Source organism: Shewanella benthica KT99 (assembly GCF_000172075.1).
Lineage (GTDB): Bacteria > Pseudomonadota > Gammaproteobacteria > Enterobacterales > Shewanellaceae > Shewanella > Shewanella benthica_A.
Genome location: NZ_ABIC01000003.1, coordinates 102,492 through 123,675 on the forward strand (window position 1 = coordinate 102,492; position 21,184 = coordinate 123,675).

The 21,184-nt window shown below is 45.7% G+C and carries 21 protein-coding genes; 13 read left to right on the forward strand and 8 right to left on the reverse strand.

Annotation, left to right across the window (positions count from 1 at the left end):
• Positions 1-5: 5 nt before the first annotated feature.
• Both KT99_RS01970 and prlC read right to left on the reverse strand, forming a co-directional pair.
• Positions 6-551: a thioesterase family protein gene (locus tag KT99_RS01970; protein WP_005496475.1), complete on the reverse strand. Its 546-nt coding sequence runs from the start codon at positions 549-551 to the stop codon at positions 6-8.
• Positions 552-895: 344 nt separating this feature from the next.
• Positions 896-2,938 carry an oligopeptidase A gene (gene prlC / locus KT99_RS01975; protein WP_005496476.1) on the reverse strand — a complete coding sequence of 681 codons (2,043 nt, stop codon included), beginning with the start codon at positions 2,936-2,938 and terminating at the stop codon, positions 896-898.
• 269 nt (positions 2,939-3,207) lie between these two features.
• Here prlC and KT99_RS01980 point away from each other — a divergent pair, with 269 nt between their 5' ends.
• From KT99_RS01980 to KT99_RS02000, 6 genes are all read left to right on the forward strand, one after another.
• Complete coding sequence (locus KT99_RS01980; protein WP_005496477.1) at positions 3,208-3,984, forward strand: hypothetical protein; 777 nt, start codon at positions 3,208-3,210, stop codon at positions 3,982-3,984.
• A 202-nt stretch (positions 3,985-4,186) separates the two neighbouring features.
• A complete protein-coding gene (locus tag KT99_RS01985) occupies positions 4,187-4,726 on the forward strand; it encodes a hypothetical protein (RefSeq protein ID WP_005496478.1) in 540 nt (179 codons plus the stop codon).
• A gap of 140 nt (positions 4,727-4,866) precedes the next feature.
• On the forward strand, positions 4,867-6,222 hold the full coding sequence (gene gorA / locus KT99_RS01990; RefSeq protein WP_005496479.1) for a glutathione-disulfide reductase: 1,356 nt from the start codon (positions 4,867-4,869) through the stop codon (positions 6,220-6,222).
• Between the two features lie 450 nt (positions 6,223-6,672).
• Positions 6,673-6,927: a hypothetical protein gene (locus tag KT99_RS01995; protein ID WP_005496480.1), complete on the forward strand. Its 255-nt coding sequence runs from the start codon at positions 6,673-6,675 to the stop codon at positions 6,925-6,927.
• 56 nt (positions 6,928-6,983) lie between these two features.
• Positions 6,984-7,121: a hypothetical protein gene (locus KT99_RS21880; protein ID WP_005496481.1), complete on the forward strand. Its 138-nt coding sequence runs from the start codon at positions 6,984-6,986 to the stop codon at positions 7,119-7,121.
• Between the two features lie 9 nt (positions 7,122-7,130).
• Complete coding sequence (locus KT99_RS02000; protein WP_005496482.1) at positions 7,131-7,940, forward strand: IS4 family transposase; 810 nt, start codon at positions 7,131-7,133, stop codon at positions 7,938-7,940.
• A gap of 161 nt (positions 7,941-8,101) precedes the next feature.
• Here the strand turns inward: KT99_RS02000 and KT99_RS22155 are convergent, their stop codons facing one another.
• Together KT99_RS22155 and KT99_RS22160 are read right to left on the reverse strand one after the other, a co-directional pair.
• Positions 8,102-8,257 carry a hypothetical protein gene (locus KT99_RS22155; RefSeq protein WP_198401985.1) on the reverse strand — a complete coding sequence of 52 codons (156 nt, stop codon included), beginning with the start codon at positions 8,255-8,257 and terminating at the stop codon, positions 8,102-8,104.
• Between the two features lie 240 nt (positions 8,258-8,497).
• Positions 8,498-8,671 carry a hypothetical protein gene (locus KT99_RS22160; RefSeq protein WP_005496487.1) on the reverse strand — a complete coding sequence of 58 codons (174 nt, stop codon included), beginning with the start codon at positions 8,669-8,671 and terminating at the stop codon, positions 8,498-8,500.
• 165 nt (positions 8,672-8,836) lie between these two features.
• Between KT99_RS22160 and KT99_RS02005 the strand changes: the two genes are divergently transcribed.
• Positions 8,837-9,793, forward strand: a complete 957-nt coding sequence (locus KT99_RS02005; protein WP_005496490.1) for a YeiH family protein — start codon at positions 8,837-8,839, stop codon at positions 9,791-9,793.
• A gap of 38 nt (positions 9,794-9,831) precedes the next feature.
• On the opposite strand, the gene KT99_RS22165 is transcribed toward KT99_RS02005, so the two are convergent.
• Together KT99_RS22165 and KT99_RS02010 are read right to left on the reverse strand one after the other, a co-directional pair.
• Positions 9,832-10,005 (reverse strand): hypothetical protein, encoded by a 174-nt coding sequence (locus tag KT99_RS22165; protein WP_005496491.1) that lies wholly within the window; start codon positions 10,003-10,005, stop codon positions 9,832-9,834.
• 314 nt (positions 10,006-10,319) lie between these two features.
• On the reverse strand, positions 10,320-11,498 hold the full coding sequence (locus KT99_RS02010; RefSeq protein ID WP_005496493.1) for an HD-GYP domain-containing protein: 1,179 nt from the start codon (positions 11,496-11,498) through the stop codon (positions 10,320-10,322).
• Between the two features lie 462 nt (positions 11,499-11,960).
• Here KT99_RS02010 and KT99_RS02015 point away from each other — a divergent pair, with 462 nt between their 5' ends.
• Together KT99_RS02015 and KT99_RS02020 are read left to right on the forward strand one after the other, a co-directional pair.
• The gene (locus tag KT99_RS02015; protein ID WP_005496495.1) at positions 11,961-13,307 is read left to right on the forward strand and encodes an isochorismate synthase; all 1,347 of its coding nucleotides are present in this window, start codon (positions 11,961-11,963) and stop codon (positions 13,305-13,307) included.
• Between the two features lie 224 nt (positions 13,308-13,531).
• Complete coding sequence (locus tag KT99_RS02020; protein WP_005496497.1) at positions 13,532-14,176, forward strand: 7-cyano-7-deazaguanine/7-aminomethyl-7-deazaguanine transporter; 645 nt, start codon at positions 13,532-13,534, stop codon at positions 14,174-14,176.
• 413 nt (positions 14,177-14,589) lie between these two features.
• Here KT99_RS02020 and KT99_RS02025 read toward each other — a convergent pair whose 3' ends face one another.
• On the reverse strand, positions 14,590-16,707 hold the full coding sequence (locus KT99_RS02025) for a sensor histidine kinase (RefSeq protein ID WP_040571482.1): 2,118 nt from the start codon (positions 16,705-16,707) through the stop codon (positions 14,590-14,592).
• Between the two features lies 1 nt (position 16,708).
• The gene (locus tag KT99_RS02030; protein ID WP_005496499.1) at positions 16,709-18,139 is read right to left on the reverse strand and encodes a sigma-54-dependent transcriptional regulator; all 1,431 of its coding nucleotides are present in this window, start codon (positions 18,137-18,139) and stop codon (positions 16,709-16,711) included.
• Between the two features lie 223 nt (positions 18,140-18,362).
• Here KT99_RS02030 and KT99_RS02035 point away from each other — a divergent pair, with 223 nt between their 5' ends.
• Genes KT99_RS02035 through mobA form a run of 4 tightly spaced genes read left to right on the forward strand, consistent with a single transcriptional unit; the run spans position 18,363 to position 21,176 of the window.
• Positions 18,363-19,175: a substrate-binding domain-containing protein gene (locus KT99_RS02035; protein ID WP_005496500.1), complete on the forward strand. Its 813-nt coding sequence runs from the start codon at positions 18,363-18,365 to the stop codon at positions 19,173-19,175.
• Positions 19,172-19,879: an ABC transporter permease gene (locus KT99_RS02040; RefSeq protein WP_005496501.1), complete on the forward strand. Its 708-nt coding sequence runs from the start codon at positions 19,172-19,174 to the stop codon at positions 19,877-19,879. The genes KT99_RS02035 and KT99_RS02040 overlap by 4 nt, the downstream gene beginning before the upstream one ends.
• Before the next feature lie 3 nt (positions 19,880-19,882).
• Positions 19,883-20,602 (forward strand): energy-coupling factor ABC transporter ATP-binding protein, encoded by a 720-nt coding sequence (locus KT99_RS02045; protein ID WP_005496502.1) that lies wholly within the window; start codon positions 19,883-19,885, stop codon positions 20,600-20,602.
• Positions 20,586-21,176, forward strand: coding sequence for a molybdenum cofactor guanylyltransferase MobA (gene mobA, locus KT99_RS02050; RefSeq protein ID WP_005496503.1), 591 nt, complete (start codon positions 20,586-20,588; stop codon positions 21,174-21,176). Before KT99_RS02045 ends, mobA begins: the two co-directional genes overlap by 17 nt.
• Positions 21,177-21,184 lie beyond the last annotated feature (8 nt).

Below are 21,184 nucleotides of genomic sequence, written 5' to 3' on the forward strand. Positions count from 1 at the left end.
AGATTCTAGGAGCTAGGTTTTTTTATATTTCGCTCTTTCTTCAGTTGTAAAAACTGCTTCCACTTCACCACTTCCGGGGGGAGTTCAGGAGCCGGACCTTCGAAGTTAACTTCCTTGATCATAGTCTCAATGGGAACTTGCTTACCTCGACACACAAACACGCCGCGTACATGTACTATGCAATGCAGGGCCTTTGCACTAACAAACCTATGTTCGATGTAGAAGTATTTCTCATCCCAGCCCACCAGCTTGGTTTCTATCTCAAACTGAGTGAAGGGCTTAATGTCTCTGATGTAAGTAAATTCGGCAGCATTGACGATTGGCATCCACTTCATCTTGATGAACTTCTTCAGGAACCCCATCTCGGCCATCATATAGGTACGGGCCAGATCCAGAAATGCCGGATATCTTGAGTTAGTCACATGCAAATTTATATCACAATCAAAAGGCAAGGCACGATAGGTGATACGGCTGGTGTCGAGAAAACCGATAGAATTACAATGGCGTACTCGCCAGATAAAGAGCCAAATTAGCCTGAAATAGAGATTCATTCACAGTCCTTACAACTAATACTTAAAACACGATTCTAAAAACGGCCATTAAAAGACGAGACTAAAATACAGTCCTTTAAAAAGAGCCAGAAAGGCTAACAGAGGTCATACCAGATCACAAGTCGCTAATGTAGAGTCTAATGTAAGGGTAAAACCAAGCCTTAATACCCATAGGTATAATACCATTCCATATAAGTATCTGGTCAGTTCAGATACTTACTCGAAATGGTATAGAATCAAAGCAGCCAATTAAAGTGCCAATCGGAAAACCGATTGGCACTTTAATGACTGATGCAGAGCGCTAAGTCAGGGGGGCGCTTTCGACTTTGCAAGCTATCGGATTTTTACTCGCCGCCGATACCACTGTGACGCAGCAAAGCGTCTATCTTAGGCTCACGGCCACGGAAGCGTTTGAACAAGATCATCGGCTCTTCACTACCGCCCATCTGTAAGATATTTTCAAGGAAACTACGACCCGTTCCCAAGTTAAATATCCCCTCCTCTTCGAAACGCGAGAAAGCATCGGCTGAAAGCACCTCGGCCCACTTGTAGCTGTAGTATCCTGCCGCATAACCACCGGCGAAGATATGCGCGAAGCTGTGCTGGAAGCGATTAAAGTCGACGGCTTTGACCACGGCAACTTGTCTACGCACTTCATCCAGTTTGGCTTGAATCTTAGCCCCTTGCTCAGAGCTATATTCCAGGTGCAGTCTAAAATCGAATAGCGAGAGCTCGAGTTGACGCAGCATCACCATGCCCGATTGGAAGTTCTTCGCCGCTAACATCTTGTCTAACATGGCTTTCGGTAATGGCTCACCGGTTTCATGATGTCCGGATATCTCGGCTAACGCCTCCGCCTCAAAACACCAGTTTTCCATAAACTGACTAGGCAGTTCTACCGCATCCCAAGGCACACCATTGATACCAGAAACGCCGGCAACATCTATCTTGGTGAGCATATGGTGAATACCATGACCGAACTCATGAAACAGGGTGGTTACCTCATCGTGAGTAAACAAGGCAGGCTTGCCGTCCACTGGAGCGTTAAAGTTACAGGTCAGATAAGCCACAGGATCTTGCAAACCATTAGGGGTCTGACGACGGCCACGACAATCGTCCATCCAGGCACCGCCACGCTTACCTTCACGGGCATAAAGGTCTAGATAGAAGCTACCTCTATGTACACCGTCACTATCGCTAATATGGAAGAAGCGCACATCCTTATGCCAGCTATCGAACTCTTGCTGCTCCTTAACACTGAGGCCAAATAGACGAGACACGGTATAGAACAGACCCGAAAGCACCTTGTCTTCGGGGAAATATGGGCGTAGTAACTCTTGAGAGATCTCGTATCTGTGATGCTTCAGCTTCTCGGCATAGAAGCTTAGGTCCCAGGGCTGGAGCTCACTTACATCGAACTCTTGCTGAGCAAATTCAGTCAACTCCTCCAGCTCGGTTTTGCCTTGATCTTGAGAGCGGCTCGCAAGTTCATTAAGAAATTCCAGCACTTGCTCAGGCGTTTCGGCCATTTTAGTGGCCAACGACTTATGCGCGAAGCTCTCGAAGCCGAGTAACTGGGCTAGCTCGTGGCGCAGAGCGACTATCTCATCCATCAAGGGGCCGTTATCATATTCACCGGCGAAGGGGCCTTGATCGGATGCACGAGTCACAAAGGCGCGATAGCACTCTTCACGTAAGTCACGATTATCACTGTAAGTCATCACGGGTAGATAGGATGGAATATCTAAGGTAAATAGCCAGCCTTCTAGCTCCTTGGCTTTAGCCATGGCTTTGGCTGCGGCAATCGCAGACTCGGGAAGACCGGCTAAGTCGCCCTCATCTGTGATCAGCTTACTCCAGGCCTGGGTGGCATCGAGCAGCTGATTCGAAAAGCGACTAGTCAGCTCAGACATACGCTTGACCAGCTCACCATATCTGAGTTTGTCTTCATCGCTGAGGCCGATACCTGACAGCTCGAAGTCACGCAAACTGTGTTCGATAACTTGTTTCTTGGCCTGGCTCATCTGTTCGAATTCACTCGAAGCTCTCAATGACTTGTAGGCTTCATAGAGTGGCTGATGCTGACCGACAAAGGTGCCGTATTCAGACAGCAGAGGCAGACAGGCATCATGGGCCTCGCGCCACTCTTCACTACTGACAACAGAATTCATGTGAGACACTGGTGACCAGATCTTGCCTAGCTCATCGTCCACCTCTTCTAGAGGGGCCACTAAATTATCCCAGCTAAAGGGAGCCGACTGGGCTAGCACTAGATCTATTTCACTGCGGCAGTTGGCGATACCTTGCTCTACAGCCACCTGAATATGTTCAGGTTTAATCTTCGAAAATAGGGGTAACTTGGTGCTGGTAAGCAAAGGGTTGCTCATATTTATTCCTCAGCAAATTAACGAGTATGTCTAAGAGATATGGGCGAAGAGAGTCATATTCAAGCAGGATCGCTAAATTCCGGTATAAAGTGCTTACCTAGCAGACGCAACCCGAGGAAACATTGATCAGGTTCAAAATATTGATTTACTCATCACTTACACTTTGGCTATTGATAACCCGCCCACAAATGAAACACGTTCTCATTTACATTTAAAAGGTAAGGAATATCATCCTCCCATAAACACACTTCGCCTAAATCAGTTGAATTATGCACAAGATTATTACGTTACCGCTCGTTGCCATTCTGGTCATGGCAACTTTGTCCGCCCATGCAGATAATATTTCCAGCTTAGATGACTCGCATCACATCAATAGACTACCAGCAAACAAACAGGCTGAAACTCAGTTAGTTGTAGACTTAGGCTGGGACTCTAAATACGTATCTGAAGGCCGTGATAATCTCGACGGCGGTGGTATAACTTGGGGCACTATTGCCGTTCAGCATGGTAATCTAAACATCTATGCAACCGGCGGACGCGCCGATAGCCAAGACTACAGCGAGTGGAACTTTGGCCTAGAGTACACCATGTCACTTGCAGACACCGTCGAGGTCAGCTTAGGTTACCAAAGACTCGAATTTTATGGTGATGAGCGCTGCAGTGATAATGAGTTGTTCGCCAGCTTAGCTTACCAGGCGCAAACCTGGTTAATCCCCAGCCTAAGCTATACTTACTCTACCGAGGCTGGCGGCTATTTCATCGAGGCAAGCATACATAGCCCTTGGCAATTGAGCCAAGGTCTTACCGTTACTCCCTACATTACTCAGGCATTCGACTTCCAATATGTCACCGAAGAACATCAGGGGGTTAACCATTTTCAATTCGGTGTAGAGGCCGAATTTCTCATTAGTGAACGACTCGCCCTATCGGGCCATTTCAGCCACACCTTAGCCCAGCAAGATATCAAACTAGAGGCCAGAGCCGAAGGTAATGAGGCCAGCCTAGATCAGACCTATGCAGGCATTCATCTGACTTGGAATTTCTAAGCTGAATACGGTGAAGCAAAACTGAGTAGAGATAAACTTGGTTAAACCTCTCTTTATCGTCTAAATTTAGCCTTAACTTATGGTTAAAAGCGAATGGTGAGCCATCATCTCAGCCAATCTGCACTGATGGCAGGGAACGCCGTTCGCCTAATCTATATTTGCAGAATATAGACTCGAAGTGAGTAATACAGAGGAACAGGGAATGTCACTCTTCAATATCCACAAACACGTTGCGCGTCAGCATTGGTTAGTCAAGCCTATAGGGTTACTGCTGATCTTGTTAGTTAACTCTCCTTGCCAAGCTAACGACAGCACCTTACTCACCAATGCCGATGCACCTCCTCTGGGCATAGGTGTTGCCTTAGACAGTGAAGGTAAACCGATTGCCATGCCCACCACGGGAAGTGCCCTCGAGTATCAGCCGCCACAGCTCCACACCTCTAAAAAAAGCAAGAGAAAAAAAAGCAAACCCACTAAACGTGGCCATAAAAAAAGTGCCAACACCCGGTCAAGAAAGCAGAAGTTGGCCAGTAGAGCCCATGTCGCCAACGTTCCAGGTTGTCGCTGGCTCGACAAGCGCATGGATAAATTAGAGCGAAGCCTGTCTTACGCAGGCAATCAAACAAACTATGGTTTTCATCGAGACGAATTAAAAATAAGACATAGGGAGTGGCTGTGCATGAAGTGTGGTGCAGAGGGGCCAAACCAGAGAGAGCATGACTCTTGCCAGTATCGGCGTTAACTGCAACTGCCTATCTTATAATATTGCAATTTTTTCTCTGTATTTCGGGTCTGCAGACAGCACTGGTTCAAGACATAAATTCCCTCTACAATGAGGCATGCTTTTTTCGAGCAACCTTTAAAGACTTTTTGGAGATAAAGATGGCCCAACATTTTGACTATATCTGCCTTGGCGCAGGTAGTGGTGGTATAGCATCGGCGAATCGTGCGGCTATGCGCGGCGCTAAAGTACTTCTTATCGAGGCTAAAGCCCTCGGCGGAACCTGTGTCAATGTGGGCTGTGTACCGAAGAAAGTGATGTGGTATGGCGCACAAGTCGCCGAAGCACTGCATCTGTACGCCAAAGATTATGGCTTCGATGTCACGGTAAATAAGTTTGACTGGAGCACCTTAGTCGACAGCCGTGAGGCCTATATCGATCGCATCCACGGCGCCTATGACCGCGGCCTGGCAAGCAACAAGGTCACCTTAGTCCGTGGCTATGGTCGCTTCGTCGATCAGCACACCATCGAAGTCGATGGCGAGCATTACACTGCCGATAATATTCTTATCGCCACGGGTGGCTCACCAACAATCCCCAATATTCCCGGCGCTGAACACGGTATCGATTCCGATGGTTTCTTCGCGCTCAGAGAGCAACCTAAGCGTGTCGCCGTTATCGGCGCCGGTTATATCGCCGTCGAACTAGCCGGTGTACTGCATTCTTTAGGCAGCGAGACTCATCTATTCGTGCGTAAACACGCGCCACTGCGTAGCTTCGACCCTATGCTAAGCGAAGCTTTGATGGAGTCTATGGCTACAAATGGCCCTAGCCTGCACATCAATAGCACACCGCAAGCGGTAGAGAAAAATACCGATGGCAGCCTGACCCTTAAGCTTGAAAATGGTGAGAGCTATGAAATTGATACTCTAATCTGGGCTATTGGTCGCAAGCCTTCTACCGCTAATATAGGTCTTGAAAACACTCAAGTTAAGCTTAACGATAAAGGCTATGTCATCGTCGACGAGCAGCAAAATACTACCAACCCGGGGATTTACTGTGTCGGTGATATCATCCAAGGTGGCGTCGAACTGACTCCGGTTGCCGTTAAGGCTGGTCGTTTATTATCTGAGCGTCTGTTCAATGGCATGACCGATGCCAAGATGGATTATAAGCTGATCCCGACTGTCGTATTCAGTCATCCGGCGATTGGTACCATGGGGCTCAGCGAGCCTGAAGCCATTGCCGAGTATGGCGAAGACAATGTCACCGTCTATGTCTCAGGCTTCACCTCCATGTACACGGCAATCACAGCTCATCGTCAAGCCTGTAAGATGAAGCTGGTCTGTGCCGGACCGGATGAGAAAGTTGTTGGTATACATGGCCTAGGCTACGGCATGGATGAAATCCTGCAGGGCTTCGGTGTCGCCATGAAGATGGGCGCGACCAAGAAAGACTTCGATGCCGTTGTGGCTATCCACCCAACTGGCGCGGAAGAATTCGTTACGCTGAAATAGTTATCATCTGCTTTTATGGCGCTGAATGACTCAGCGCCATATTTTTCATCCTTACTATGGCTGGCACCGTTAATCACTTTAGTATTTTTGATGCTAATAGATAGTGCTGGCTAAAATAAAGTTACACTCTAATCCTCACCTCAAATAGATCGAACTCTCGATCTGCTATTCACATAATAAAGAGTCTATTAAAGGTAGCACCTTGAGCAAGTTAGGGCTTGTTCAGCACTTGGGATAAGGACGCGGCTGCGCGCGGCCTATCCTTATTCATTAGAATTCCTTATCATCTCATATAAAAATGGTTTTACTTTAGCCACATACGTAGGATCTTAAGCAAAAACTCAATATCTACATGATTAACCAATGTTATTTAATAAAAATTGGAAGTTGTACTCATCTCATGATCAAATAGTAAGTGCGAACCACTAATCAAAAATGAGAGAGCACAAGATGAATTTTAACGCGATTCCTAGGCAACTGACAAATGTTCTTAACTCATGCAACATCACTCAATTAGCCAAACAGCGTCATTTCATGCAGCGGATGCGCAACATTTCACCCATGCAGTTGGTGCTGGCAATCCTCAATACTTTGGGAACCAGAACCAATATTAACCTTGCTGATATTCATAAGAATTTATGCAGCCAACATGACATCGGGATCAACTATAAGCCCTTTCATAATAAACTAAAAAACCAGAGTTAACTCAACTACTTAGAACTCTTGCCGAACAAGCCGCTAACGAGTGGCTACTCGAGTTAGTGCATAGAGTATTACCGAGTGAATACCCCTTTAAGTCGATAGAGGCTCATGATGCTAGCTCCCTCAAATTGCACATTGGTTTAACTAAAGAGTTTCCCGGCCGATTCACCAAGACTCACCCGGCAGCCATGGAGTGACACGTGACCATGGATTTGATGTCTGGTCATTACAATTATCTGGGTATTTCTCCCGATTCAGAAAGTGAGCGGCACTATAATCCCTTTGCTTATGAAATACAGGACACCTTGCTGCTCATGGACGCGGGTTACTTTAATATTGATTACTGCTATCAAGCAGACAAACACGGTGGTCATGTAATTATGCGAACCAATGGTAAAATTAATCCCGATATAAAAGCGGCTTTTGATAGCCAAGGACTTGCGATAGAAGGGTTAATCGGTAAAAAAATAAAGCAACTTAAATGGCATCGAGAGCAAATAATCGACCTCGATGTTCAGTGGAAAAGCAAGCCAGGAACTCATCGGTTAATCGCCTTCTGGGATAGAAATAAATCGGCGATTGGTTACCTCATCACCAACCTAAAGCGAGCACAATTCAGCGCTGATAAAGTAAGTAAATTATATGGGTTGCGCTGGCAAATAGAATTATTCTTCAATGAGTTAAAGTCATACAGCGGTTTAAAAACCTTCAATACTCGAGATAAAAGTATTGCCGAAAGTCTCGTGTGGGCGAGCATGCTTACCTTACTATTAAAGCGCTTTATCGCGAGGGCGAGCGGCCTAATACACCAAGTGACTATATCTACGCAAAAAGTCGCACGGTGTGCAAACGATTGGCTGCCTGACATTTTAAAAGCACTGTTATCTGGACGTGAATACAGGATCAAAAAGACACTAAGGAAATGGTGCCGTTACTTCAGTGAGTATGCTTGCCGCGCTCATCCTAAAAGAGATAATCAGACGCTTTTTGTACAACTAACAGAAACTCATGTCTGAGAATGTATAACCCCTCATATTTAAAGGGCTACAGCTCCTTAAGGACTAACATATGAGCTGGAAGTATAAGGATAATGTATTAACTAAAGAGGAGGGATTTACACCGCAGGCTGATATTAAGAAGTTAAATGATTGGTCATTAGATCAAGGCAGCGTGCTGACTAAAACAAAATATGCATCGTTAGAATGGTAGTACTGCGTCCCCAAAAAACAGCCTCACCGGAGAGCAGCAATAAAATAGTGTAAATGAGTAGTAATAATGGTGCGATTAAACCCAACACAGCAATTTCTACTTTTTGATATTTAGCTAAATCCATTTAATCCACAACACTTGAGAAAAACATAACGTCTTAGTATTTATGCGTTGCGCTGTCTGCAGGGCATAAATCGCTTGTTGGACTTGGCCGCAGCCCAATCTAAGTTATTTGGTACGCTTTATGCTATAGGAATTTGCTTTTTCTGGGTAGTCGTTTTTTATATCGTTAGCAGTTAATTAATTGATATTGCTTGAGCTTCATCACAGCCATTTCGTTGCCATTGTCATCTTTCTAGCTCTTTTATGCCGATACATGCCAACCTCCGGCTTCTAAAAACACTCTATCCCTCTCGTCGATATTAACACCAACAAGATGTTGCTTTGCTACTGCCAGCAACGGCATCACCGTCACAATTTCATTAGGGTGGCAGTGAAGGGGCATAATGATCTGAATACCACCCAGATATACACTCATGTTTTAGGCCAACACTATGCGGGAACGCTTAAGACCATGAAGGAACGAGCTGCAAACACACTCACCAAGATTAAATTTTATTGAATCGATAACTAAAATTAATTGAATTTATTGACACTAGCTCTCTGGCTATAATCATTATCCGTTTTACTTCAACTCGATCCTATGGCAGCCGACAAACAAACTTTGCAGCAAAAATACCCCTTAATTAAAAAGTATCTGCCTTTTTTCTTAATCGCATCCCTATGCCTGCTCCCCATTATCTCCTCGCCTATCGCCTTAATACTCGGTTTTACCTTAGCGAGTCTTGGTTTAGTGCCTGCCAACCTAGATATAGCCTCACTGACTAAGCGCTTACTGTCATATTCGATCATAGGCTTGGGATTCGGTATTCATCTGCAGACCGCAATATCTGCCACCTTAGACAATCTGCCGCTGATATTAGGCTCGATATTTTTTACTTTAGTGTTAGGTTACTTATTGACTAAGGCACTGGGATTCGATGCCAAGACGGGACTCTTGATATCGACTGGCACGGCTATCTGTGGCGGCAGTGCCATCGCAGCAGTAGCCCCAGCCATCAACGCCAAGAGTGAGCAATCGGCGATTGCCTTAGCCACGGTGTTTATTCTTAACTCGGTCGCCCTATTCCTGTTTCCCGCACTGGGTCATCTGTTTGCCATGAGCCAATATGACTTTGGTGTATGGAGTGCAATAGCAATACACGATACATCCTCTGTGGTGGGAGCAGCCTCGGCCTATGGCGAAGAAGCCCTGACCACGGCAACGACCATCAAACTCGCTCGTGCATTGTGGATCATTCCAATCGCAATTATCAGCGCCCTACTGTTTGGCGGTGACAAGAAAAAAATAGCTATCCCCTATTTTATCGGCTGCTACTGCTTAGCCATCGCTATCGCTCACTGGTTTCCCCAGGGTCAAAGCGCCTATCAGGCCATTTTCGAGCTATCCAAGCGAGTATTGGTTCTGTGTCTGTTCTTGATAGGGGCGGGGATCACTGTGAGTAAGATGCGCGCCGCCGGGGCGAAGCCTTTGATGCTTGGGGTAACACTCTGGCTGTCTGTTGGCACAGGTTCGCTGCTGTATATTTTGTATGTTTAAAAGAAGGGCCTAGGACCTAGTTTCTTTCAACTCTAATTTTATTTCCCACCGACAAGCTTAGACTGCTTCACCGGAGCGGGTTTATATCCGAGTACGAGCCATAACAAGCACGCGAAGGCGCCGAGATCGATTAGGGCTCTGATTAGGCCGCTGGTGAGCATTGAGGCGATAACGAAGACGGCACAAGATAAGATAATTAACCAGTGTTTCACTCTCTAGCCTCCGACAGACATTGAATATGGGCTGGAGCTCAACGACTCTGGATATAGCCCTAATAACGCCACAAAGTGGCATAAATAGAAATGCGCAGCAGATCTATCTGGAGTGATCATTATTTATCAAATTGCGATTTAATCCCAAATACTCGTTTTTACTAACAAATAACTAGATCGGCTAAGGCTGAATATAAATAACGATTGCAGGTAATATACGCTTCATGTTGTGCTCAGCAGATAGTTAACTCCGAATGATACCTGTGATGTAACAGGCAGATCAAAAAGAGCCTAATTTTAAAGAGAGGCAGAGACTAGTAAAATGGAGCTGGATCGACATTCAAGCTACTTGGGGAAACACCACGCTCGATATGCAAATCAGACTTAAGTAGATCGACCATGGTCACATTGGTATAGCGTTTAAGTTTGATGGAATAGAAGCATTTGAGTATGGGGTGCAGCGCATCCCTGTCTTTTGCCTCCCAGACTATGCCTATTCGACCATCCGATAGTTCCACCAAAGACCCCACAGGATAGACTCCCACACAGCGGATAAACTCGTAAACCAATGTCTCATCCAGATGAAATGGGGTCAAACTGAGGAGGGTTTTAAAGGCCGCTGCCGGGCTCATAGCCTCCTTATAACAACGAGTTGCTGTTAGGGCATCGAATATATCCACGATACAGCTCATGCGCCCATGGAGGGGGATTTCATCTCCCTTAAGACCTCGAGGATAACCATTACCATCCAGCTTCTCATGATGCATCAGACAAATATCTTTACTCAGGTTCGATAATCCTTTGGTCTCGGCCATAATCTTTATGGCAAATACCTGATGCAGCTTCATGTGTTCGAACTCTTGAGGAGTTAATTTCCCCGGCTTATGCAGCACCTTATTATCGACCTTAATCTTACCGATATCATGTAAGATCCCACCCACGGCCATCTGTCTGAGGATCTCTTTATCCAGCTTGAGGTATTTACCGAAGGTCACCAGCAGAAATGCGACGTTGATCGAGTGCTCTAACAGATAGGCATCTTTAGTCCTCAGGGCCAATACACACTTGAGGGCGTCATCGTCGAGCAGTGCAGATTCGATCATCTTGTCAACCAGCGCTTCAAATGGCGCAACCTCGATGGCTTTGCCCTCGAAGACTTCTGACAATACCTTCTTGACCAGATCTTTCGCCTCGACGATCAATTTCCTGGCTTGTTGCTGAGACTTGTCTCTGCTTGGCTTGATTTTCTTGACGACGGGTTTAGGTGAGATGGCGCGCTTGAGTCCACAGCTATCCGCCGAACGTTCGATATCTATCCACACATATTCGATGCCATTTTTCTTCAGCTTGATCATCGAATTTTGAGTACGGATCTGTCCTGCGTTGACTATGGCTACTTGACCTCGCTGATCTATGGCAGACACAAACATACCTATGTCCAATTTAGACACAGGTAATTTAACTAATGCTTTAGAATCTGTCGAACCGACCATGTGCTCACATCCCACCAAATGACCTACGGGCCTAGAGCCTGGTTATTAAAATTAGGCTCTTTGCTTGATACATCTTCATATAATTATTCTCGTACGCCAGCTGTCTTATCGACATGTTGTTTTTTATTGACATGAGGGAGGAGCATTCTATTCCTAGAAAGGTTAAATCACCACTTTAAATATCAATAACAAGCCAGAACTACATGCATCTTAGGCAGTACATTAGCTAGTTTCATATAATATCATTGAGTTAACATCTTCATCATAAGGGCTAAACACTGTCGAATTTAAGCCCAAGTTCACAGCTTAAAGGTCTACAACTTGACAGTTTTCTGCTCGCCCTTTACTTTGTGGTAAAGATTCTTATTACCAATTGTTTTTATGGATCTTAATCACTAAGTTCATGTCGCTACATGACCGTTCATTGTTCTAATCCGTTTGGAGTGTTTATTGGCTGATCTAATGCTGTCACAGGCTATCTCGTCTCTTACCGATAAGCTAAAGCAATTTAATTTCCAGTCCCCTAGCGATCCCATCATTCAACTGTCAGTCAACATAAAAGCTTTACCTGTAATTGCCTGGTTATCAGCTCAACCAATTTATCCTAGGATCTATTGGAAAGGCAGAGACACCGAAGAAGAAGTCTCCGCTATTGGCAGCTGCAAAGACTTCTTCTATGACGAGGCTGTAGACGATAACCAGCTCGCCATGGCGTATCAGAAACAACGCGCACTAACCAATAATCAAGACATTCGCTATTACGGCGGTGTCGCCTTCGACAGAACAACTGAGCCTTGGCCAGAATTTGGCCGAGCCAGATTTGTTTTACCCAGAATAGAGTTAAGACGCAGTGGTACTGAATATAAATTACTGGTAAATTTGAATTGTGAAAATCAGGATCTCGAGTCGGAGCGCCAACAGGCAATCGAAAGCTTAGCTAGCTTAGCCGCCCCGAAACCACTACCACCGCCAAACAAAGTCAGCTTGCTAAGTCGTAATGATAGGCCGGATCACTATCATTGGACAGAATTAGTCAATAGGGTAACTCACCCGAAATTTATCAAGGAGACCCCTAAGGTCGTGTTATCTCGTCTGACTCAACTGGAAGTCAATGAAGAGATTAATCCTTGGATGTTGCTTGCTTGCTGGCAAGGTCGAAACCCAAATAGCTTTCAATTTGGCTTTCAATTTAGCCCAGATCGTACCTTTATCTCCTGTACACCGGAGCGACTATTCCGCCGCCGTCAGAGGGAGCTATTTACGGAAGCATTGGCGGGTACGACGACACGAGGACTCAATCAGGAAGAAGATGCATTACTCGCAAAACAGCTAATGGAAGATAGCAAGAATAGCCATGAAAACCAGTTAGTAAAACAGCATATCGTCGATGTTCTCACCCCCTTAAGTAACTATGTCGGCGCTGAAGAGACACCTAAGGTATTTAAATTAAGTCATATTCAGCACCTACATCGCTCCATTCGCGCCGAGTTAAAACCTGGTGTGGATGATTTCCAACTATTACTTGCCCTGCACCCAACCCCAGCCGTGGGAGGATTACCCAAAGAACCGGCAATGAACTTTATTCGTCAGCGAGAAGGCTATAATAGAGGTTGGTATGCTGGCGCGTGTGGATATTTTAATAAATATGAAAGTGAATTTGCCGTCGCTATTCGCAGCGCGCTGATTGAACCCGGTCGAATTAATTTGTTTGCCGGTGCAGGCATAGTATCTGGTTCTGAGGCTGATGCTGAGTGGGTAGAGCTGGAAAATAAGCTTGCCACGATACTCTCCATATTAACGGAGATCTAAAAGCATATGATTTCAGAACCTAGATCTATTATTAATCACTAAACCGGGTTTTTTACTTGCCAGTCACTTTTTCACCTATATACTGTGCGCCCCTACACAGGGGCAAAATAATCAAACAAACACTCACTAAGACGCCTATTGCATTAGTCACTTAATACTGTGTTACCCATAACTAGCGGGTTCCCTCACCCCGCCTCGAAGCTATTCTATAAAAAGGTCACAAAATGTTATCCTTATCGACAACGCAAATTCGTCGTGCGCTGCTTCTGCTCGTCGGCTTCCACATATTGATCATATGCGCCAGTAACTATTTAGTTCAGATGCCATTTCAAGTATTTGGCTTACATACAACCTGGGGAGCATTTAGCTTCCCGTTCGTTTATCTTGCTACCGATCTGACCGTAAGAATTTTCGGTCAAAGTAATGCGAGAAAAATTATTTTTAAGGCCATGCTCCCCGCTTTAGTGATCTCTTATTTAATAGGTGTCCTGTTTCACCAGACTAGTTTTCAAGGGGTTGGCGCTTTAGCAGAATTTAATAGCTTTGTATTTAGGATCGCATTTGCGAGTTTTGCGGCCTATCTTGTTGGCCAATTAATGGATATCACTGTTTTTGCAAAATTAAGAGATACTAAGTCCTGGTGGGTAGCTCCTGCCGCTTCAACATTAGTCGGTAACCTGATCGATACTATCGTCTTCTTTGGCATCGCTTTTTACGCCTCCAGCGATAGCTTTATGGCAGAGAACTGGCCTGAGATTGCCAGTGTTGATTATGGTTTCAAACTTATTGTAAGCTTATGCCTGTTCCTACCTGCGTACGGCATTTTATTAAAAGTCTTAGAGCAAAGAATCGTCGATATGAGAAGATAAAAAACAGCAATGAAGAAATTCAAGTAATAGTATTCATTTACAATAGCTTATGAAGATCTCACCGCAATACTATAATCGAAATCCTAATCTTTACAATAAAACACCTTGCTAATCTTAATGATAATGATTACTATTTGCGTGCGTTCCAAAGACTCACTCTACAACAGCTAAGGTAAACACTTCATCTCTGTTTAAATTAGCTCACTATTTAGTTGGTTTTTGTTAAAGAGTTAACTAAATAGGAAAGTTAAGCGAGTTTCGCATAGCACGACATTGCTCACACACTCTTTATAGCCTGGATTATATTTTCCAGGCTTTTTTTTGTCTGTTACGCGCTAGCTTCTACACTCCCCCCCTTCAAACGCTAGCTGTTGTCAAACTTTTCGAGGTTTTGTCTAGATGCCTGACTTCAATTACGTACCATTGAAGTGTAGCCCCTCATAGGGCGTATCAGTCCTCTCCTCTTTGGCATTATGATATAAGCCTATGGTAAATAGGGTGCCCTTACCTACTGTAGAGGTTACCTCGATTGTACCACCGATACGTTTGATGATGCCGTAGCTTAGAGATAGACCTAAACCTGTACCGTCCTTTCGAGTGGTATAGAAGGGATCGAAGATTCGACTCAGCAGCTCCTGAGGTATCCCCCTGCCTTCGTCTTCAATCTCTATCTTGACACCAATAGGTTCATCCATATGAACCCAATCATAGGTCCGGATCCAGATCCGTCCCTGCTCATCCATGGCATGGGCTGCATTAACCACCAGATTAATCAAAACTTGTAGCAGCTGAGGCCGGTTCACCTCGATGGGATAACTGGCATTGAGTTCTTGACTCAAGATAACTTCCTTCTCCTGAATCGAATGCCTCACCAACACCAGCATCTCTTCGATAATAGGGGTCAATTGGTGCATCTCCAGCGGCGCATTGAACTCCCCGGGGCGACTGTACTGTAGTAGGCTGCGAATAATCGTACTAATACGTCCGACCTGCTGAATAACCAGCTCGATCTCTTCCTCGACTATTGCTGCATTATCACCGAGTTCAGACTTAAGTAGCTCCATATTACCCAAGATCACCGCTGTCGGATTGTTGATCTCGTGTGCTATCCCGGCGGTCAATTCGCCTAAGGCGGTCAGCTTTTCGTTAGTAACCAACTGCTGTCGAGTCTCATTTAATAGGACTAGGTTGTTCTGTAGCTCTTCGGTCTTCTCCTGCAGGCTACGGGTACGCTCCTCGACTTTATCCTCTAATAGCTCTGATGCCGCCTGTATCTGCGAATTTTTACGCTGCAGCAGATCTAACATACGATCAAACTGTTCGGCTAAGTTAGATAGTTCATTATCCCGCTCTAAACCTAAAGAGCCGATGCGTAGATTACGCCCGGACTGGACCGCTTTAACCACATGGTGAATTCGCTCTATCGGTTGTAGCAAGCTGTAAGCGCCGCGATAGACTAAGAGTCCAGACACCAAAAGAACCAACATTAAGATGGTACCCAACTCCATGATATTCAGAAGATAGTTATGAATAAATGGCGATTCTGAGAAACCAGTATAGATCATGCCGATGCGGTTACCCTGAATATCCACCAATGGCGAATATGCCGAGATGAACCAATCATTAAACACAAAGGCCCGATCGACCCAGAGCTGCCCCTGAGACAATACTTGCTGTTTCACCTCTTCCGATACCAGGCTGCCCACGGCACGTCCCTGGGTTTCACCATCTTGGGGAAAGAAATGTAACGGGACATTGGTACTGATGCGAATATTATCGAGGAAGATGGTCACCGTGCCTATAGAGTGCTCAGGCAAGGTGCCTTTGTCATAAACCAGATCACGAATATGATCGACTATGCGAGTGTCGCGGTTAAATAGAATGCCACCATCCAGATACCAAGCGATATTGCCATTAGCATCAGGAATAGGTAACAAGCTACGGCTGAGTAAGCCCCTATCTTCAACCGTCTTAGTGAGCTTCTGGGATCTGGGAGTTTCAACCAGAAGAATATTGGCTACCGTAACCAGATCAGGGTCGATTCTGGCAAGCCGATTGGGGCCCAACACCATCAGACCTGAATAGGCATCACTCCCCTTCACCTTAGGCAACATAAAGCGAAGATCCGCATCCGCAGCGGCTTCAGATAAACTGACCAAGCTTAGAAAATCCAAATCCAACTTTCGTTTTTGCGTCTCTAAGAAGACATCTATCCGCTGACGAGAGTCTACTTGGCTGGTGTCGAACTGCCTAAAATCATTCTGGAATGCCCAGGAACTCATTACTAACTCTAGCTGTTTCTCTTGACTCTTTTGCACCGAAATCAAAGTATTACTAGCCACCGCAAGATCAGCTTTAACCTTCATAAACAACTGCTTACCAGTATAACTAATATTCCAGTAGATAGTAATAAACACCAAACTGACTAAGGTCAGTAATATAGGTAACAGAGTCAGAATAAGAATTCGATAGCGTACCTTAGCCTGCATCTGTTTCCAGTTAACACCGAATACCCGAGGAAAAAAAGACACCTTAATTTTCCTCTTCTTTATTTGTACTGAACCACTCTTTATACTTGCGATCTAAGGTCTTGCGCGACACTCCCAAGTCTCTGGCAGCAGCAGATTTATTACCCTGATGTATATCGACAACTTGCATCACATGGTGTTTCTCTACTTGCTTTAAACTCCAGTCCAGTGGATAACCCGATTCGTTTGACGACTCAATCTTAGGTTGCTGCTTCCAATATTCTGCCGGCGGCTTACCTAATAAGATGCAACGCTCGATCATATTGCGCAACTCACGAATATTACCGGGCCAGCTATATTGCTGTAGCTTAAGCATGTCCTCATGACTCCAGACCACCTCCTTGACCCCAAGCTCGGCCGCCAGTTTCAGGGTGAAATGATGAGTAAGTTCGACCACATCTTCGGGTCGTTCCCTCAGTGGCGGGATGACAATTTCTATCACATTAATACGGTAATAAAGATCTCGTCTGAAGTTACCTTGCTCAACCTCTTCCACCAGCTTTTTGTTCGTCGCGGCTAGCACCCTGACATCGATATTAATCTCTTTCTCGCTACCTACCGGACGTATCGTTCTCTGCTCCAGCACCCTTAACAGGGCCGTCTGCATCTTGAGTGGCATATCACCAATTTCATCGAGAAAGAGTGTCCCACCAGAGGCGAAGCTAAACAAGCCCTCGCGACTGCCCTTAGCACCGGTAAAAGCACCGGCTGAATGACCAAATAGCTCACTCTCCAACAGGTCTGGGGCGATAGCGCCACAATTCACCGCCACGAAGGGTCCCTGTCTACCACTGAGCAGATGCAACTGTCTGGCCACCAGCTCTTTACCGGTGCCAGATTCTCCCTCGATCAAAATCACCGCATTGGTTGGTGCGACGCGCTCGATCACGTGTTTCACCTCCTGCATGGCAACGCTGCTACCTATTATGGTAGAAGATTGACCGATTGAGACTTCACGGCGCAGCATCAAATTTTCACGCTTGAGTAGACGGCGCTCTATGCAGCGGTCAACCGCCTTCATCATCTGCTCGAGGTGAAATGGTTTCATGATAAAATCGGCAGCACCGGCTCGCAGAGCCCTAATGGCAACATCCATATCGGCGTAGCCTGTCATAAAGATGATATCTGAGCGACGGTCCCGATCATCGAGCGCCTCATGCCATTCGATGCCTGAGCGTCCTGGTAAGCGTATATCGACAATGAGCAGATCGAAGTGGCAACGACTCCTCAGCTGTTCGGCGTCTTCGACGCTCGCGGCCGTCTCCACTAGGGCAAATTTCTTCGATAAGGCTTTTTTTAGGAAACTACGCATTCCCGGCTCATCATCTACAATCAGCACAGAAACCGCTGAAGGAAGTGGTTTGGAATCTTTCTTTAATTGGCTCATATTGTCTACTTTAGGACATTTTGACTCATTTAATGCTGATTCTAGCATCAAATTTAGCCAAAAAGGTCACTGTGAACCAAAGTATGCGACGATAGGGACAATATGTCTGTCTAGTGCCGATAAAATTTGCGACTCCACTCGCACTTTTAACCATTTTGTGAGGCCAATGTAATAAGCTGTTACTTGGCATTGTAATTGCTATATTTAGATAAATTATTGGATGACTACACATGACAATGGGTCCTCTTATTAGAATAGCCAAGGAGTAAGCATGTTAAACCTAAAATCTATCTTCAGTATTGCCTTAGCCGCGACCTTAATAACGGGCATACCAGCCCACGCCACAGAGATAATAAAATTAGCCACCACCACCAGTACCGAAAACTCCGGTTTATTGAAATATTTACTGCCAAAATTTGAAGCCGAGTCGGGTTATGAGGTGCAGGTCATTGCGACTGGCACAGGCAAGGCATTAAAGCTAGCTCGCCAAGGTGATGTCGATGTCATCATGACTCATGCTCCTGCCGCCGAAGCAAAATTTGTCGAAGAAGGCTATGGTCTGCTCCCTCGTGGCATCATGATGAACGATTTTGTGATCTTGGGCCCTAAAAATGACCCGGCAAAGATCCGTAATAGTAAGACAGTCGAACAAGCATTTGTTAAAATAGCTAAGTCTGGTGAGCTGTTTATCTCTCGTGGAGATAATTCAGGCACCAACATGAAAGAGCTGATCATCTGGAAAAATGCCCAGGTCGTCCCTTCTTTCGCAGGATATAAGTCAGTAGGCCAAGGCATGGGTAAGACCTTACTTATGGCTAATGAATTACAAGGCTATACTCTATCAGACCGAGGTACTTTCGTGGCTTATAAGGCCAAGTTGGATATGGCCATCGATTTCGAAGGCGGACAAGCATTAGCTAACCCATATCAGATCATGCTAATTAATCCGGCTAAATACCCAGATCTGAACCACAAAGGCGCGAGAGCCCTGAGTGATTGGTTGATCGGCGCCGAAGCTCAAGGCATGATCAATAGTTATAAAGTTAAAGGTGAGCAACTATTTAAGGCAACTTATAGCGAATGAATGAAGGCTGGTTAGCCCTTTTACAGCAGGCCTTGAACCTGCTGTTTTCATTGGACCCCGAAGTGTGGTCCATCGTCTCCGTCTCTTTTTCTGTATCTTTTGCAGCGCTAGTGATCACCTTGCTGCCCTCTATGATACTAGGATTTGTGCTGGCTTTCGGACGTTTTCCCGGCCGCTGGCTTATCACCAACCTCATTCAAACCCTACAATCTATCCCCACTGTGGTCATAGGTTTACTCGTCTATCTGATGCTAACCCGTATGGGGCCTCTGGGTGATCTCAAGTGGTTGTTCACTCAAAAAGGCATGATCTTAGGCCAGATGCTAATCTGCGCCCCTGTGCTGGTAGCCATCAGTCAAGCCGCCTTTACCAGTGTTGACCGCAGAGCCTGGGAAACATCCCGTACCTTAGGCGCCTCCTGGTTAAGATCGATCTGGACCTTGTGCCGGGAGCTGAAAGTTCCCTTGCTGATGGCTATTGTGGCAGGATTCAGTCGTATCTTGACCGAAGTCGGTTGCTCCATGATGGTGGGCGGTAATATTGCCGACGTGACTCGCAATATCCCCACCGCTATCGCTTTGGAAACCAGTAAAGGTGATTTTTCCCAGGCGATAGCCTTAGGTTTAGTCTTACTCATACTCTCTATTGTGCTTAACTTCACCTTAGGTATTCTCAGAGGCAAAGCCGAACCGAGGAGCCACTAACTTATGGCCAACTTGATTGCGCAGAATATTGAGATGTGCTTCGATGACAGGCAGTTATTCACCATTGACAGGGTACAACTGTCAGAGGGAAACACCATATATTTGCAGGGTGATAACGGCAGCGGCAAAACCACCTTAATGAAGCTGCTCGCAGGTTTGCTGAAACCAAGCCGCGGCACTATCACCGCCGAAGGTTTCGCGCCACTGCCTTGGTGGCGTTCCAATCCTCTGTTGGGTAAGGCGATTTACTTACATCAGCACCCTTACCTGTTCGATGGTAGCGTCGAATATAACTTGCGCTACCCACATCCATTCAGCGATATGACAGCCAGTGACCTCAATAAACGCACTCTTGCCGCGATCGAGATGGCCCAGTTGACACATCTATGTAAACAAGCGGCCTCCAGCCTATCCGGCGGTGAGAGGCAGAGGCTTGCTATTGCCAGAGCCTGGATCATGCGACCTCAATTATTAATGCTAGATGAACCCACCTCTAACATGGATAAATATTCTCAACAACTAGTGCTCACCATGATCAGTGAGCTGCAAGAGTTTGGTACCGGCATGTTGATCAGTAGCCATCAGGCTTGCGTGCTGACCAGCTTATGCAATCAGACCTGGATTATAAAAAACCAGACGATAATATCGTCGGCAGCAAGTGTTAATCCAACGCATACAGGCCCAATAAACATACAGGACTCTCAATATGTCATTGCAAATTGATGCCGTGATCTTAGCCGGCGGAATGGCTAGGCGCATGGGTGGAAACGATAAAGGTTTAGTCGAACTAAATGAACAAGCTATGATAAAATATGCAATCGATCGGATAAAACCTCAAGTTAAGGGGATCCTGATCAACGCAAATCGTAATCAAAGCCGTTATGCTGAGTTTGGTTACCCTGTCATCAGTGATGAAGATACTGGTTACTTAGGTCCACTGGCAGGAATGATCACCGCCATGGGCAATACCCAGGCAGACTATTTATTAGTCGTACCTTGTGACTGCCCCCTGCTACCAACCGACCTAGTATCACGCATGCTGGCACAAATAGAGAGCCAAGGTGCCGAACTTGCCGTCGCCAGTGATGGTAAGAGGGAGCAACCCGTGGTCTTGTTGCTCAAGCCCAGCTTAAGAGACTCGATGAAAGCCTTCTTAGATGCTGGTGAACGCAAAATAGATTTTTGGTACGCCAAACATAACTGTGTTGTCACTGAGTTTTCAGATCAACCCAATGCCTTTGTTAACGTCAACACGCCAGAACAAAAACAACAACTTGCTGAAGCAATTGCCAAGTAAATTTCGAG

What these genes read in the sequence shown, in the direction of transcription:
- KT99_RS01970 (WP_005496475.1), bottom strand. Translation starts at nt 551, where the DNA reads ATGAATCTCTATTTCAGGCTAATTTGGCTCTTTATCTGGCGAGTACGC.
- prlC (WP_005496476.1), bottom strand. Translation starts at nt 2,938, where the DNA reads ATGAGCAACCCTTTGCTTACCAGCACCAAGTTACCCCTATTTTCGAAG.
- KT99_RS01980 (WP_005496477.1), top strand. Translation starts at nt 3,208, where the DNA reads ATGCACAAGATTATTACGTTACCGCTCGTTGCCATTCTGGTCATGGCA.
- KT99_RS01985 (WP_005496478.1), top strand. Translation starts at nt 4,187, where the DNA reads ATGTCACTCTTCAATATCCACAAACACGTTGCGCGTCAGCATTGGTTA.
- gorA (WP_005496479.1), top strand. Translation starts at nt 4,867, where the DNA reads ATGGCCCAACATTTTGACTATATCTGCCTTGGCGCAGGTAGTGGTGGT.
- KT99_RS01995 (WP_005496480.1), top strand. Translation starts at nt 6,673, where the DNA reads ATGAATTTTAACGCGATTCCTAGGCAACTGACAAATGTTCTTAACTCA.
- KT99_RS02000 (WP_005496482.1), top strand. Translation starts at nt 7,131, where the DNA reads ATGGATTTGATGTCTGGTCATTACAATTATCTGGGTATTTCTCCCGAT.
- KT99_RS22155 (WP_198401985.1), bottom strand. Translation starts at nt 8,257, where the DNA reads ATGGATTTAGCTAAATATCAAAAAGTAGAAATTGCTGTGTTGGGTTTA.
- KT99_RS22160 (WP_005496487.1), bottom strand. Translation starts at nt 8,671, where the DNA reads ATGAGTGTATATCTGGGTGGTATTCAGATCATTATGCCCCTTCACTGC.
- KT99_RS02005 (WP_005496490.1), top strand. Translation starts at nt 8,837, where the DNA reads ATGGCAGCCGACAAACAAACTTTGCAGCAAAAATACCCCTTAATTAAA.
- KT99_RS02010 (WP_005496493.1), bottom strand. Translation starts at nt 11,498, where the DNA reads ATGGTCGGTTCGACAGATTCTAAAGCATTAGTTAAATTACCTGTGTCT.
- KT99_RS02015 (WP_005496495.1), top strand. Translation starts at nt 11,961, where the DNA reads ATGCTGTCACAGGCTATCTCGTCTCTTACCGATAAGCTAAAGCAATTT.
- KT99_RS02020 (WP_005496497.1), top strand. Translation starts at nt 13,532, where the DNA reads ATGTTATCCTTATCGACAACGCAAATTCGTCGTGCGCTGCTTCTGCTC.
- KT99_RS02030 (WP_005496499.1), bottom strand. Translation starts at nt 18,139, where the DNA reads ATGCTAGAATCAGCATTAAATGAGTCAAAATGTCCTAAAGTAGACAAT.
- KT99_RS02035 (WP_005496500.1), top strand. Translation starts at nt 18,363, where the DNA reads ATGTTAAACCTAAAATCTATCTTCAGTATTGCCTTAGCCGCGACCTTA.
- KT99_RS02040 (WP_005496501.1), top strand. Translation starts at nt 19,172, where the DNA reads ATGAATGAAGGCTGGTTAGCCCTTTTACAGCAGGCCTTGAACCTGCTG.
- KT99_RS02045 (WP_005496502.1), top strand. Translation starts at nt 19,883, where the DNA reads ATGGCCAACTTGATTGCGCAGAATATTGAGATGTGCTTCGATGACAGG.
- mobA (WP_005496503.1), top strand. Translation starts at nt 20,586, where the DNA reads ATGTCATTGCAAATTGATGCCGTGATCTTAGCCGGCGGAATGGCTAGG.